The organism is Pseudomonas sp. Tun-23181, assembly GCF_057415455.1.
In genome coordinates this window covers 4,998,909-5,012,760 of the sequence record NZ_CM171630.1, presented here as the reverse complement: position 1 = coordinate 5,012,760, position 13,852 = coordinate 4,998,909, and the positions used below count along the sequence as shown (strand labels likewise).

Below are 13,852 nucleotides of genomic sequence, written 5' to 3'. Positions count from 1 at the left end.
AGCAGGCTAATCGTCGAAACCTCGGCCGCTGAGCAGGCGGCCGATCATCTCCATGGAAAAGCCACGGTAGGCGAGGAATCGGGTCTGCTGGGCCCGGCTGCGGGGATCATGGGGACGCTGCCCGGCGAACTTGCGCTGCCAGACATCCTGCAACCGGGCTGCCCAGTCCACCCCACTTTCACGCAGGGCCTGGTCGATATCGCCACGGTTCAGGCCACGCTGGCCAAGTTCCTCGCGAATACGCGCGGGGCCATAGCCGGCATTGGAACGATGGGAAATGAAGCTCTCGAGGTAGCGGGCTTCACTGAGCAGCCCTTCTTCGGCAAGCCGATCGAGCGCCTGCTCGATCAGCTCATCCGGTGCGCCACGCTGACGCAACTTGCGTGTCAGCTCGACGCGACCATGCTCGCGACGAGCGAGTAGGTCCATGGCGGTCCGCCGGACGGCGACGGGGGTGTCGAGTACGGCGGACATAGGGCCAATCAATAACCGGCGTCGGCGTCAGCCATGTCGTCGGCATCGGCTTCGGCAGCAGCGGCCTTGCCAGCAGCGGCGACGGCACCGGCGTTGAGCAGCTTCTCGCGGATCTGCTTCTCGATCTCGGCGGCGATGGCCGGATTCTCTTGCAGGTACTTGGCAGCGTTGGCCTTGCCCTGGCCGATCTTATTGCCCTGGTAGCTGTACCAGGCACCGGATTTTTCCACCAGGCCCTGGGACACGCCCAAGTCGATGATCTCGCCGTTGCGGTAGATGCCCTTGCCATAGAGGATCTGGAACTCGGCCTGACGGAACGGAGGCGAGACCTTGTTCTTGACGATCTTGACGCGGGTTTCGCTGCCCACCACTTCGTCGCCTTCCTTGACCGCACCGGTACGGCGGATGTCCAGGCGCACCGAGGCATAGAACTTCAGGGCGTTACCGCCGGTGGTGGTTTCCGGGCTACCGAACATCACGCCGATCTTCATGCGGATCTGGTTGATGAAGATGACCAGGCAGTTGGCGTTCTTGATGTTACCGGTGATCTTGCGCAGCGCCTGGGACATCAGGCGGGCCTGCAGGCCCACGTGCATGTCGCCCATCTCGCCTTCGATCTCGGCCTTGGGTACCAGGGCCGCCACGGAGTCGACGATGATCACGTCCACGGCGTTGGAACGCACCAGCATGTCGGTGATTTCCAGGGCCTGCTCGCCGGTGTCCGGCTGAGATACCAGCAGGTCGTCGACATTGACGCCCAGCTTGCCGGCGTACTCGGGGTCGAGGGCGTGTTCGGCGTCGACGAAGGCGCAAGTGGCGCCGTGCTTCTGGGCTTCGGCGATGACCGACAGGGTCAGGGTGGTTTTACCCGAGGATTCCGGACCGTAGATCTCGACGATACGGCCTTTCGGCAGACCGCCAATGCCCAGGGCGATGTCCAGGCCCAGGGAACCGGTGGAGATGGCCGGGATGGCCTGGCGCTCGTGGTCGCCCATGCGCATGACCGCGCCCTTGCCGAATTGGCGTTCGATCTGACCCAGGGCCGCAGCCAAGGCGCGCTTCTTGTTGTCGTCCATTGAAATCCTCACGTGATCGACTGGCCCTGATCGGCCGGAATAACTGTATAAGTAGCCAGTATTATTCCACAGCGGTGCGTTCGAGCAAACCCCCAGTCGACAATTACTCCGCGCCAAGCTGTAACAAGCCGTCTAACGCGGCGATCACCGTCTGTCGGCGTACCGCTTCGCGGTCGCCATCGAAGTGCCGGCGCTCGCTGGTCACGTGCTCACCATCGGCCCAGGCCAGCCACACGGTACCCACCGGCTTTGCCGGCGAGCCGCCGTCGGGCCCGGCCACACCACTGACCGCCACGGCGAAGCGCGCCCCACTGGCGGCCTGGGCGCCGCGGACCATGGCTTCGACCACTTCCTGGCTGACCGCCCCGACCTGGGCGAACAGCGCCTCGGGTACGCCCAGCTGGCGGGTCTTCTGGGCATTGGAATAGGTCACGTAGCCGGCCTCGAACCAGGCCGAACTGCCGGGAATACGGGTGATCGCCTCGGCGATGCCGCCGCCGGTGCAGGATTCGGCGGTGCTCACCTGGGCATTGAAGCGCCGCAGGTGTTCGCCCAGACGGGTGGAGAGAACGGTGATCGGGTCCATGGCGGGCTCCTTGAAGACTGCGCATTACCCTACCACCCTGGCCTCCCCAGGCAAGGGTTCGCCCCTCAGTGGGTAGCGGACGATCTCGCGCAAGCGTCACCTGCCGGCTCCATGGCCTTCCCTCTATGGTTCGTCAGCCTGGGACGCCTCACGCAACCCCAGCCGCCTGGCCACCCAGCGCTCGTAGAACCCAATGACTACATCGGCTCCCGACATGGCGGTCATGCAGCCGAAGGCGCAGGCGGTCCAGGTCGACACGCCGCTGGCGTAGAGCAACATCACCGCCGAAACCCCGCACACCATGCAAGCTCCAGAGCGCAACGCCAACCGCCGCACCAGCGACCAGCCGCGCGCACCGGCCTTGTCGGCTCGCCACATCTCGCCGCAAAGACCACCCACCACCGCCAGGACGATTACCAGCCAGAGCGGGAGTTCCAGCAACACCTGCTGCTCGTTCGCCACTGTCCTGCCTCCTTTGCAAGGCCCATCGGCATTGCCCACGGGCCGGTTGTGTTTCGAACTCGGCGTAACGACGCCTGGCCTGTAGCCGAGGCAATTCCCCCAGCGGTCGAGCCCCATGTAACAACCGATGTCAGCTGATGCGAAACAAATCTATGCATTAACGCATATACAGTCAATGCATTTCATCATATTTCCAGGCGCGATATCGGCCCCCCTGGAGACGAAAAACCCGCCGAGGCGGGTTTTCAGGAAGTGGGAGGGAGTCAGCGGGCGTACATGCCCCACCAGAATACATGGCCGAGCAGGCTGATCTGCTCCTCCTGCATCTGCTGGAAACTGTAGTCCTCGTCGGGGTGTTCGTCGCGGTTGAAGCTGCGCAGGCGGATGCCCGTTGGCAGGCGATAGACCTGCTTCACGCGCAACTGGCCGTTGTGGTTGATGGCATAGAGGTCGCCATCGATGATGTCGCCGATCGCGCACCTGCCGGTGTTGACCCCCACCGTGGCGCCATCACGCAACACCGGCAGCATGCTGTTGCCCCGCACCGTCACGCACTTGGCCTGGTCGAACTGCACGCCGTTGTGGCGCAGGCTGCGCTTGCCGAAGCGCAAGCGGGCCTTCTCGCTTTCCTCGATGACGAATCTCCCTGACCCTGCTGCCAACTCGACCTCACGAAGAAAAGGAACGGACACCTCGTCATCCTCGACAGGGGTCTCGTCGTCCCATAGGCGAATGTCGCTCAATTGCGCATGGCCATGGATCGGCAGCGCTGGCGCACGGGGCTCGCCCAGTTCGGCACGACCACGCAACTGATCGGTGCTCACGCCGAAGTAGCTGGCGATCTTCGACACATGCCTGTCGGACGGATCGACGATCTTCTCGCTGAGGATGCGCGACAAGGTGGATTGAGGGACGCCCGTGCGCCGGTGCAGCTCCGTCGGTGACAGGCCGTGGCGGTCGAGCAGTACTCTGAGTACGGTGGCTACGTTGCGTTTTTGCATACCATGCATGATGGATGCGCTGCCGGGCAAATGCAATCCATGCAGGCGATTTCCCGCCTCGCACCCCACAACCGGAGAATTCCCTGTACGCTCGGTACCCGATGCCGTCCCGGGAAGAGAGGACAAGAACAACAATGATCGGCTTTACCTTCCGTCAACTCGAATACTTCGTGGCTACCGCCGAACAAGGCAGCGTCAGCGCCGCAGCGCGAGCCAAGCATATCTCGCAACCCTCGGTGTCGCTGGCGATCTCCCAGCTCGAGGCGATCCTTGGCGAGAAGCTGTTCCTGCGCCAGGCCAGCCGTGGCCTGGAACTGAGCCCGGCGGGGCGCCAGTTGCTCGAGCAGGCCCGCGAGATCCTGGCCATGGCGGCAGGCATAGGTAGTGCCGGAGACGAGCCGCAAGTGCTGCGAGGCAACCTGAGCCTGATCTGCTTCCAGGACCTCGGCCCCTGGTACGCGCCGCGCCTGCTCAGCGGCTTTCGCCAGCGCCACCCGGACGTCGCCATCACCCTGCTCGAGACCGACCTGGCCGGGGTCAACCGGCGCCTGAACGATGGCAAGGCGGAATTGGCGCTGACCTACGACGTGGGCCTCGATCCACAGGTCGAGCGGCGAGTGCTGGCGCAAGTGGCGCCCTACGCCCTGCTACCGGCCGATCATCCCTTGGCCCGCCAGGAGCAGGTGTCGTTGGCCGACCTGGCCGAGGAATGCCTGATTCTCGAAGACATCGCCAGAACCCGCGAGTACTTCCTCTCGCTGTTCTGGGCCCATGACCTGCAACCACGCTCCCAGCAGTTGACCCAGACCTTCGAGATGCAGCGTGGGCTGGTCGCCCATGGCTATGGCGTGGCGTTGTCGTGCACCCGACCGGCGGGAGACCAGAGCTACGATGGCCGGCCACTGGCGTGCCGGCCCTTGCGCGAGGCGGTCAGCCCGCAGTCGGTGGTGCTGGCGCAATCCGGCGCCATGCGCCCCTCGCCTGCGGCCCAGGCATTCCTGCGCTGGGCCAGCGAGCTGTTCGCGATCTAAGGCCTGTATGGCTGATGCCTGCAGGCTACGCCTTCATGCGCTGGCTGGCGCCGGGCGTGGCTGGCGCGCACCCCACAGCCAGTAACCCAGGGACAACAGGGCCAGCCAGCCAAGGCCGACGTACATGGCCATGCGGGTGTCCGGGAACCAGCCCAGCACGACGAAGATGAACAGCATGAACACGATGGCGCAGGCCGGGCCGACCGGCCACAGCGGCACCGGGAAGTCCAGGGCGGCGACCTCTTCGCGGCTCATGCCACGGCGCATGGCCACCTGGGAAAGCAGGATCATCAGCCAGACCCAGACGATGGAGAAGGTCACCACGGCGGCGAGCACCAGGAACAGGTTCTCAGGCACCAGGTAGTTGAGCACCACCCCCAGCAGCAGGGCGACGCCCATCACCAGCACGGTCATCCAGGGCACGCCGAAGCGCGACAGACGGGCGAAACCAGCGGGTGCCTGGCCGTTCTGGGCCATGCCGTACATCATGCGTCCGGCGCTGAAGATATCGCTGTTGATCGCCGACACCGCCGCCGAGATCACCACGATGTTGAGCAGGGTCGCCGCCGACTCGATGCCCAGGCCGCTGAAGATCTGCACGAAGGGGCTGCCTTGGCTGCCGATGTTGGTCCAGGGATAGATGGCCATCAGCACCAGCAGGGTCAACACATAGAACAGCAGGATACGCAGCGGCACCGAATTGATCGCCTTGGGCAGCACACGCTTGGGGTCCTTGGCCTCGCCGGCGGTGATGCCGATCATCTCGACGCCACCGAAGGCGAACATCACCACGGTGAACGAGGCGATCATCCCGCCGACGCCATTGGGGAAGAACCCGCCATGGCTCCACAGGTTGGAAAACCCTGTCACCGCCTCGGCGCCATTGCCCAGCTGGATGCCGAACAGCAGTACCGCGCCGCCGGCCAGGATCATCGCGACGATGGCCGTGACCTTGAGCAACGACAGCCAGAACTCCATCTCGCCGAACACCTTGACGCTGCACAGGTTCAGCGCGCCGATGAAACAGACGATGCCCAGCACCCAGATCCAGCGCGGCGTATCGGGGAACCACAGGCCCATGTAGACACCGAAGGCCGTGACGTCGGCCAGGCACACCACCAGCATGGAGAACGCATAGCTCCAGCCGGTGAGAAAGCCCAGGTAGCGGCCCAGGTACTGGCTGGTGTACAGCCCGAAGGAACCGGACACCGGGTTGCGTACCGCCATTTCGCCGAGGGCACGCATCATCATGTAGATGGCCGCGCCACCGATCAGGTAGGCCAACAGTACCGATGGCCCGGCCAGCTTGATCGCCGACGCCGAGCCGTAGAACAGCCCGGTGCCGATCGCCGACCCCAACGCCATGAAGCGGATATGCCGGGTGCTCAGGCCCCGTCGCAGGTTGTTGTGCTCGTTCATCCCAGGAGCTCCTCATTGTTCTTGTTCTTGGCCGGCAGCGCGGGCTGCCGTGGAAGGCGTCACGCAAGGCCCGGAAACCGCAGGGCGCAGGGCTATTAACCGGCCAATCGGGAGGCAAGACAACAAGACGGGGCATACAGAATAGCTATAGTGGCGAATAGGAATTCTGTGATTTACCCAGCCCTCTCCGGCACCCGATGCTGGTGCCACGACAACAACGAGAGGGTTGCCCCGTGAATCCCCATATCGAAGATTTCCAGCGTGATGGCGCAGTGATCCTGCGCGGTGTCTTCAAGGACTGGGTCGAACGCCTGCGCGAAGGCTTCGAGCAGAACCTGGCCGAACCCAGCGCCTTCGCCATCGAGAACGTCGACGCCGGCGAGGGCGGACGGTTCTTCGAGGACTACTGCAACTGGCAGCGCATTCCCGCCTTCACGGACTTCGTGATCAACTCCCCCGCGGCAGCGCTGGCCGGCGAACTGATGGGCGCGCAGCAGGTGCAGGTATTCCACGACCACATCCTGGTCAAGGAGCCCGGCACCGCCAAGTCCACCCCCTGGCACCAGGACCTGCCCTACTACTGCGTCGACGGCCTGCAGACCGCCAGTTACTGGATCCCCCTGGACCCGGTCACCCGGCAAAACACCCTGAGCGTGGTGCTCGGCTCGCATCGCTGGCCCAAGCCGGTGCGTCCCAAGCGCTGGGCCAGCAACCAGGACTTCTACGGCGCCACCGATGCCGACGGCCAGAACCTGTTCATGGACATGCCCGACGTGGAGAACGGCGAATACCAGATCCTCTCGCCGGAGCTGGAGCCTGGCGACGCCATCGTCTTCGACTTCCGCACCGTGCACGGCGCAGCGGGCAACGCCGGGACGGGCAGGCGACGGGCGTTCTCCACCCGCTTCCTGGGGGATGACGTGCGCTATGTACAGCGCCCGGGCCGCACCTCGCCGCCCTTCCCCGGTATCGGCCTTACCGATGGCGAGCGCATGCGCGAGGACTGGTTCCCGGTGGTATGGAAGCGAGGCTGAAGTCTGCTACGGGGTCAGGCTGCAGGTGGTGGATGCCAGGTCTGGCCCTACCTGGCGACGAGGATGCTTTTCTCGTTGCCATCCGCCGCCTGATCCTGATTAGGTGCATAAAAGAAATCCCTGTGCGATCGATGCCCCAGCCCAGGCTGGGGCATTCGCTTTCTTGCCAGGCAGATGGACGCACGCCTGGGTTTCCCGTGCTGAAATTGGCGCTCCCGTGGTAACCTCCCTACCCTGCAAGGCAGCGGGGATAATCCCTCCCGCCATCAGCATCATCGTTGCCTGATGAACCGGCTGAACCCATCATCGTGAAGGGCAATATCGCCTTCGATGCAAAGCCCCAAATTTGCCCCACACATTTGAGACAAGCTTCATAAGCCCTTGATGAACAAAGCAATTTCAGATTTTTCCGCACATACCCCGATGATGCAGCAGTACTGGAAGCTGAAGAACCAGCACCCAGACCAGCTGATGTTCTACCGCATGGGCGATTTCTACGAGATCTTCTACGAAGACGCGAAGAAAGCCGCCAAATTGCTGGATATCACCCTGACTGCCCGCGGACAGTCCGCCGGCCAGTCGATCCCCATGTGCGGAATCCCGTTCCACTCGGTGGAGGGCTACCTGGCCAAGCTGGTCAAGCTCGGCGAGTCGGTGGTGATCTGCGAGCAGGTCGGCGACCCGGCCACCAGCAAGGGGCCGGTGGAGCGCCAGGTGGTGCGGATCATCACCCCCGGCACGGTCAGCGACGAGGCCCTGCTCGACGAGCGCCGCGACAACCTGATCGCCGCCCTGCTGGGCGACGAGCGGCTGTTCGGCCTGGCAGTGCTGGACATCACCAGCGGTAACTTCACCGTGCAGGAGATCAAGGGCTGGGAGAACCTGCTGGCCGAGCTCGAACGCATCAACCCGGTGGAACTGCTGATCCCCGACGACTGGCCCCAAGGCCTGCCGGCGGAAAAGCGCCCGGGCTGCCGTCGTCGCGCCCCGTGGGACTTCGACCGCGATTCGGCGCGCAAGAGCCTGTGCCAGCAGTTCGCGACCCAGGACCTCAAGGGCTTCGGTTGCGACAAGCTGACCCTGGCCATCGGCGCGGCCGGCTGCCTGCTGACCTACGCCAAGGAAACCCAGCGCACCACCCTGCCTCACCTGCGCAGCCTGCGCCACGAGCGCATGGACGACACGGTGATCCTCGACGGCGCCAGCCGCCGCAACCTGGAACTGGACGTCAACCTGGCCGGTGGTCGCGACAATACCCTGCAATCGGTCATCGACCGTTGCCAGACCGCCATGGCCAGCCGCCTGCTGACCCGCTGGCTGAACCGCCCGTTGCGCGACCTCAAGGTACTCAAGGCACGCCAGGACTCGATCCGCTGCCTGCTGGACGGCTACCGCTTCGAGAAACTGCAGCCGCAGCTCAAGGAAATCGGCGACATCGAGCGGATCCTCGCCCGCATCGGCCTGCGCAACGCCCGCCCACGCGACCTGGCGCGCCTGCGTGATGCCCTCGGTGCCTTGCCCGAGCTGCAGAACGCCATGGCCGAGCTGGAGGCCCCGCACCTGGCACGCCTGGCCGCGATCACCGGTACCTACCCGGAGCTGGCCAGCCTGCTGGAGCGAGCGATCATCGACAATCCGCCGGCGGTGATCCGCGACGGCGGCGTGCTCAAGACCGGCTACGACAGCGAGCTGGACGAGTTGCTGGCCATGAGCGAGAACGCCGGCCAATTCCTCATCGACCTGGAGGCCCGCGAAAAGGCGCGCACGGGCCTGGCCAACCTCAAGGTCGGCTACAACCGGGTGCATGGCTACTACATCGAGCTGCCGACCAAACAAGCCGAGCAGGCCCCGGCCGACTATATCCGCCGCCAGACCCTAAAGGGCGCCGAGCGCTTCATCACGCCGGAGCTCAAGGCCTTCGAAGACAAGGCGCTGTCGGCCAAGAGCCGCGCCCTGGCGCGAGAGAAGATGCTCTATGACGCCCTGCTCGAAACCCTGATCGGCCACCTGGCGCCGCTGCAGGACAGCGCCGCCGCCCTGGCCGAGCTGGACGTGCTGAGCAACCTGGCCGAGCGCGCCCTGAACCTGGACCTGAACTGCCCGACCTTCGTCGACGAGCCCTGCCTGCGTATCGAACAGGGTCGTCACCCGGTGGTCGAGCAGGTACTGACCACGCCGTTCGTGGCCAACGACCTGGCGCTGGACAACAGCACACGCATGCTGATCATCACCGGTCCGAACATGGGCGGTAAGTCCACCTACATGCGCCAGACCGCACTGATCGTGCTGATGGCGCACATCGGCAGCTTCGTCCCCGCGGCGCGTTGCGAGCTGTCGCTGGTCGACCGCATCTTCACCCGCATCGGTTCCAGCGATGACCTGGCCGGCGGGCGCTCGACCTTCATGGTCGAGATGAGCGAGACAGCGAACATCCTGCACAACGCCACTGACCGCAGCCTGGTGCTGATGGACGAAGTCGGCCGAGGCACCAGTACCTTCGACGGCCTGTCACTGGCCTGGGCCGCCGCCGAGCGGCTGGCCCAACTGCGCGCCTATACCCTGTTCGCAACGCACTACTTCGAGCTGACCGTGCTGCCGGAGAGCGAACCACTGGTGGCCAACGTGCACCTGAACGCCACCGAGCACAACGAGCGCATCGTCTTCCTGCACCATGTGCTGCCGGGCCCTGCCAGCCAGAGCTACGGCCTGGCCGTGGCGCAGCTGGCCGGCGTGCCGACGGCGGTGATCCAGCGTGCTCGCGAACACCTGGGGCGGCTGGAAACCACCAGCCTGCCTCACGAGCCGCCCGCGACCAAGGCCAAGGGCGAGCCGCAGGTACCGCACCAGAGCGACCTGTTCGCCAGCCTGCCACACCCGGCCATCGAGAAGCTGGGCAAGCTGGACCTGGACGACATGACGCCGCGCCAAGCTATCGAAACGCTATATCAACTGAAAAACCTGTTATAACGGCTACCCGCGCAAGCTGGTAGAATCCGCCGCGGTTCCCGCTCGGGTGCAGGTTCATTAGCCTGGCCTGCTGCCACCGGGAACCGCGCTGCCCTGCAAGGAAGGGCACGCTGCCGTCGCCTGAGGAGAAAATTAGAAATGTCCTTCGTCGTCACCGACAACTGCATCAAGTGCAAATACACCGACTGCGTGGAAGTCTGTCCGGTGGACTGCTTCTACGAAGGCCCGAACTTCCTGGTCATTCATCCGGACGAGTGCATCGACTGCGCGCTGTGCGAACCGGAGTGCCCTGCCCAGGCCATCTTCTCGGAAGATGAAGTACCTGCGGGCATGGAACAGTTCATCGAGCTGAACGCCGAACTGGCGGAGATCTGGCCGAACATCACCGAGAGGAAGGATGCCCTGCCGGATGCCGAGGAGTGGGACGGCAAGCCCGACAAGATCGAGCACCTGGAACGCTAACGCGTCTGAATCACGAGAAGGCCCTTTACGGGCCTTTTCTTTTAGCTCTTTTGGCCACCAGGTTTGCCTGGCGATGCTTTATCGCAGGCAAAAAAAGGGGCGGTTTGACCCGCCCACATTTTTTCCATAGTCCCTGATTGTCCCGTTCATCATCCTGATGAATCGCATCCTGCGATGTCCTTGGCCGTCATCCGTGAAAGCCTGTGCCAATCCGTCGGCACAGTTCGAATACTAGCCATTCCAGCTGGCCAGGCAAGGGTGAAAGCTCTCAAAACAATACGGTGGACATACTTCTTCACATCCAAAATATTCATATTTATCAGCAAGTTAAAAACACTCAACGTTTGAAAACGACAATGATTTACTGATCCCTACGGCAAAGGCTTACACAAGCTGTAAGCAATTTCCTACATGCAACGCCACGAGGGGAGCGAAAGAAACCTTGATAGAAACACTGATTGATAGAAACAGAAACGCCCCGACATGACGGGGCGTTTTTCATGACGGTCGCGATTACTGGAACAGCGACTCGCTGGACAGGCCATTCTTCTCGAGGATCTCACGCAGGCGCTTAAGGCCCTCGACCTGGATCTGCCGGACCCGCTCGCGGGTAAGGCCGATTTCCAGGCCCACATCCTCCAGGGTGCTGCTCTCATGGCCCCGCAGGCCGAAGCGACGTACCACCACTTCACGCTGCTTGTCGGTCAGCTCGCTCAACCACTGGTCGATGCTCTGGGAGAGGTCGTCGTCCTGCAGCAACTCGCAAGGATCGGTGGGACGATCGTCGGTCAGGGTATCGAGCAGGGTCTTGTCGGAGTCCGGACCCAGGGAAACGTCCACCGACGAAACCCGTTCGTTGAGCCCCAGCATGCGCTTGACCTCGGCCACCGGCTTCTCCAGCAGGCCGGCGATTTCCTCCGGCGAAGGCTCGTGGTCGAGCTTCTGGGTCAGTTCCCGCGCAGCACGCAGGTAGACGTTCAGCTCCTTGACCACGTGGATCGGCAGGCGAATGGTGCGGGTCTGGTTCATGATCGCCCGCTCGATGGTCTGGCGGATCCACCAGGTCGCATAGGTCGAGAAGCGGAAGCCGCGTTCCGGGTCGAACTTCTCCACGGCGCGGATCAAGCCGAGGTTGCCCTCCTCGATCAGGTCGAGCAGCGACAATCCGCGATTGACGTAGCGGCGGGCGATCTTGACCACCAGGCGCAGGTTGCTTTCGATCATGCGCTTGCGACCGGCGGGGTCACCTTTTTGCGACAGGCGCGCAAAATGCACTTCCTCTTCCGGAGAAAGCAGTGGTGAAAAGCCGATCTCGTTGAGATACAGCTGGGTGGCATCGAGCGCCCGGCTGTAATCGATGTACTTGTGTTGCTTGAGCGATGAGCCTTGTTTGGCCCTGGTCCGAACCGAAGGTACAGCAGGTTCGTCTGACACCACATCCGTTTCCAAAACGATGCCCGTCTCCATCAGGAGGACGTCATCGTCGATGTCAAACTCCGGCACTTCTTTGCTGAGAGCCATTGTTATAGTCCTTTGCTGAGTTCGAACTCAGGCTCGAGCGACACCTGTTCCCTGGTAACGCTGGAGCCTGTCCCCTCTACGTCAAAGGAACAGGCTGGGTACAACGATCAACGGCGTGGCAGGAACTGGAGCGGATCGACGGGTTTGCCCTGACGGCGAATCTCGAAATGCAGCTTCACCCGATCAGTGCCCGTGGACCCCATTTCAGCGATCGTCTGCCCTGCCTTGACCTGCTGCCCCTCCCGAACCAAAAGCCTGCGGTTGTGGCCGTAGGCGCTGACGTAGGTATCGCTGTGCTTGATGATGATCAACTCGCCGTAGCCCCTCAAGCCACTCCCGGCGTAGACCACTGTACCACCAGACGCAGCAAAAACAGGCTGTCCCAAATCACCGGCGATATCAATGCCTTTATTCAAACTACCGTTTGAAGCGAATTTACCAATCAGCACACCGTTGGCCGGCCAGGTCCAGCCCCCGGCGGTACGCTCTGCGGCGGGCACCGGCGTCACCACCGGCTTGCTCGCGGCAGGGGGTGGCGTGGCAGGCCTGGCAGTGCCCCCAGACGGTGGCGTGGTGGTCGCGACAGGGCGGCGGATGACGGTGGTCTTGCTCGATGAGGAGGGGCTGGATACCACCCTGGTGCTGCCGCCCACGCCGCTGCTGAAACGGATGGCCTGGCCCGGGCGGATGGTATAGGGCGCACCGATGTTGTTGCGCGCGGCCAGTTCCTTGTAGTCCCAGCCGTAACGGAACGCGATGGAATACAGGGTATCGCCGGGCCTGACGATGTACTGACCCGACGTCACGGTCGGGCGCTTGGGGACCGCGTTGCGATCGACCACACGGGCGCCGTTCGAGCCGCTGCTGGAGCAACCCGCGAGCAAGGCCCCCATGGCCAGCGCAATCACCAGAAGCTTGAAACCCGACCGATCCTTGCGCTGCCGAATGATTGTGTGACCCACCCGCGCTCCCCTTATGGTGCCGATAACCGATATGACGCTACGCAATGCAATATTGTTGCAATTATAAACGAGGCCACCCGGCTTGGGTGGCTTCATGCTCCGGGCCTTCGCCGCAGAGGCAGCCAGATAGACAGGGCCAGGGCCCGAGAATTCGTCGCCGCAGCAAATATTCCGCGTCCCCTCAGGCCAGCGGACCGTTGAGCAGCGGCACGAAACGCACGGAACCCAGGACCCGGCGGGAGAAACCGTGCTCCTCGCGCACGATGAGCATCAGTTGCTGCGCCTCGCCGGCCGCCCCCACTGGAATCACCATGCGCCCTCCCGGGGCCAACTGGTCCAGCAGGGCCTGGGGCACTTCCGCGGCCACGGCAGTGACGATGATGCCGTTGTACGGCGCCAGCGCCTGCCAGCCTTCGCAACCGTCGCCCCAGCGGAACACCACGTTGCGCAGGTTGAGCTCGACCAGGCGTTCCTTGGCCCTGTCCTGCAGGACCTTGATCCGTTCCACCGAGAACACCCGCTCCACCAGTTGGGCGAGGATCGCAGTCTGGTAGCCAGAGCCCGTGCCGATCTCCAGCACCTTGTCCAGCGGCCCGGCCTCCAGCAGCAGCTCGCTCATGTGCGCGACCATGAACGGCTGGGAGATGGTCTGGTTATGCCCGATCGGCAGCGCCGTATCCTCGTAGGCCCGGTGCGCCAGGGCCTCGTCGACGAACAGATGGCGTGGCGTGCGGCGGATGACCTCGAGCACATGGGTGTTCGAGACCCCTTCCTCGTACAGCCGCTGGATCAGCCGCTCACGCGTGCGCTGGGAAGTCATGCCGATGCCACGGCGCAGCAGATCGTCCTGTTCGCGC

At 63.6% G+C, this 13,852-nt stretch carries 13 protein-coding genes; 4 read left to right on the top strand and 9 right to left on the bottom strand.

Annotation, left to right across the window (positions count from 1 at the left end):
• Positions 1–6: 6 nt before the first annotated feature.
• From recX to ACDI39_RS23605, 5 genes are all read right to left on the bottom strand, one after another.
• Positions 7–474: a recombination regulator RecX gene (gene recX / locus ACDI39_RS23625; RefSeq protein ID WP_225787369.1), complete on the bottom strand. Its 468-nt coding sequence runs from the start codon at positions 472–474 to the stop codon at positions 7–9.
• A gap of 8 nt (positions 475–482) precedes the next feature.
• A complete protein-coding gene (gene recA / locus ACDI39_RS23620) occupies positions 483–1,550 on the bottom strand; it encodes a recombinase RecA (protein WP_225787368.1) in 1,068 nt (355 codons plus the stop codon).
• A gap of 103 nt (positions 1,551–1,653) precedes the next feature.
• Complete coding sequence (locus tag ACDI39_RS23615; protein ID WP_225787367.1) at positions 1,654–2,136, bottom strand: CinA family protein; 483 nt, start codon at positions 2,134–2,136, stop codon at positions 1,654–1,656.
• Between the two features lie 123 nt (positions 2,137–2,259).
• Positions 2,260–2,598: a phage holin family protein gene (locus ACDI39_RS23610; protein WP_225787366.1), complete on the bottom strand. Its 339-nt coding sequence runs from the start codon at positions 2,596–2,598 to the stop codon at positions 2,260–2,262.
• Between the two features lie 263 nt (positions 2,599–2,861).
• Positions 2,862–3,608, bottom strand: a complete 747-nt coding sequence (locus ACDI39_RS23605) for a LexA family transcriptional regulator (protein ID WP_486537093.1) — start codon at positions 3,606–3,608, stop codon at positions 2,862–2,864.
• 125 nt (positions 3,609–3,733) lie between these two features.
• Here ACDI39_RS23605 and ACDI39_RS23600 point away from each other — a divergent pair, with 125 nt between their 5' ends.
• Positions 3,734–4,630, top strand: a complete 897-nt coding sequence (locus ACDI39_RS23600) for a LysR substrate-binding domain-containing protein (protein ID WP_253102055.1) — start codon at positions 3,734–3,736, stop codon at positions 4,628–4,630.
• A gap of 33 nt (positions 4,631–4,663) precedes the next feature.
• Here ACDI39_RS23600 and ACDI39_RS23595 read toward each other — a convergent pair whose 3' ends face one another.
• The gene (locus ACDI39_RS23595; protein WP_225787363.1) at positions 4,664–6,049 is read right to left on the bottom strand and encodes an amino acid permease; all 1,386 of its coding nucleotides are present in this window, start codon (positions 6,047–6,049) and stop codon (positions 4,664–4,666) included.
• A 233-nt stretch (positions 6,050–6,282) separates the two neighbouring features.
• Here ACDI39_RS23595 and ACDI39_RS23590 point away from each other — a divergent pair, with 233 nt between their 5' ends.
• From ACDI39_RS23590 to fdxA, 3 genes are all read left to right on the top strand, one after another.
• Positions 6,283–7,083, top strand: coding sequence for a phytanoyl-CoA dioxygenase family protein (locus ACDI39_RS23590; RefSeq protein WP_486537092.1), 801 nt, complete (start codon positions 6,283–6,285; stop codon positions 7,081–7,083).
• A gap of 396 nt (positions 7,084–7,479) precedes the next feature.
• A complete protein-coding gene (gene mutS, locus ACDI39_RS23585) occupies positions 7,480–10,050 on the top strand; it encodes a DNA mismatch repair protein MutS (protein WP_225787465.1) in 2,571 nt (856 codons plus the stop codon).
• 138 nt (positions 10,051–10,188) lie between these two features.
• The gene (fdxA, locus tag ACDI39_RS23580) at positions 10,189–10,512 is read left to right on the top strand and encodes a ferredoxin FdxA (RefSeq protein ID WP_225787361.1); all 324 of its coding nucleotides are present in this window, start codon (positions 10,189–10,191) and stop codon (positions 10,510–10,512) included.
• Between the two features lie 513 nt (positions 10,513–11,025).
• Here fdxA and rpoS read toward each other — a convergent pair.
• From rpoS to ACDI39_RS23565, 3 genes are all read right to left on the bottom strand, one after another.
• Positions 11,026–12,033: an RNA polymerase sigma factor RpoS gene (gene rpoS, locus ACDI39_RS23575; RefSeq protein ID WP_253090632.1), complete on the bottom strand. Its 1,008-nt coding sequence runs from the start codon at positions 12,031–12,033 to the stop codon at positions 11,026–11,028.
• Positions 12,034–12,140: 107 nt separating this feature from the next.
• Positions 12,141–12,995, bottom strand: coding sequence for a peptidoglycan DD-metalloendopeptidase family protein (locus tag ACDI39_RS23570; RefSeq protein WP_253090653.1), 855 nt, complete (start codon positions 12,993–12,995; stop codon positions 12,141–12,143).
• 181 nt (positions 12,996–13,176) lie between these two features.
• Positions 13,177–13,815 carry a protein-L-isoaspartate(D-aspartate) O-methyltransferase gene (locus tag ACDI39_RS23565; RefSeq protein ID WP_225787463.1) on the bottom strand — a complete coding sequence of 213 codons (639 nt, stop codon included), beginning with the start codon at positions 13,813–13,815 and terminating at the stop codon, positions 13,177–13,179.
• Positions 13,816–13,852 lie beyond the last annotated feature (37 nt).

What these genes read in the sequence shown, in the direction of transcription:
- recX (WP_225787369.1), bottom strand. Translation starts at nt 474, where the DNA reads ATGTCCGCCGTACTCGACACCCCCGTCGCCGTCCGGCGGACCGCCATG.
- recA (WP_225787368.1), bottom strand. Translation starts at nt 1,550, where the DNA reads ATGGACGACAACAAGAAGCGCGCCTTGGCTGCGGCCCTGGGTCAGATC.
- ACDI39_RS23615 (WP_225787367.1), bottom strand. Translation starts at nt 2,136, where the DNA reads ATGGACCCGATCACCGTTCTCTCCACCCGTCTGGGCGAACACCTGCGG.
- ACDI39_RS23605 (WP_486537093.1), bottom strand. Translation starts at nt 3,608, where the DNA reads ATGCATGGTATGCAAAAACGCAACGTAGCCACCGTACTCAGAGTACTG.
- ACDI39_RS23600 (WP_253102055.1), top strand. Translation starts at nt 3,734, where the DNA reads ATGATCGGCTTTACCTTCCGTCAACTCGAATACTTCGTGGCTACCGCC.
- ACDI39_RS23595 (WP_225787363.1), bottom strand. Translation starts at nt 6,049, where the DNA reads ATGAACGAGCACAACAACCTGCGACGGGGCCTGAGCACCCGGCATATC.
- fdxA (WP_225787361.1), top strand. Translation starts at nt 10,189, where the DNA reads ATGTCCTTCGTCGTCACCGACAACTGCATCAAGTGCAAATACACCGAC.
- rpoS (WP_253090632.1), bottom strand. Translation starts at nt 12,033, where the DNA reads ATGGCTCTCAGCAAAGAAGTGCCGGAGTTTGACATCGACGATGACGTC.
- ACDI39_RS23565 (WP_225787463.1), bottom strand. Translation starts at nt 13,815, where the DNA reads ATGACTTCCCAGCGCACGCGTGAGCGGCTGATCCAGCGGCTGTACGAG.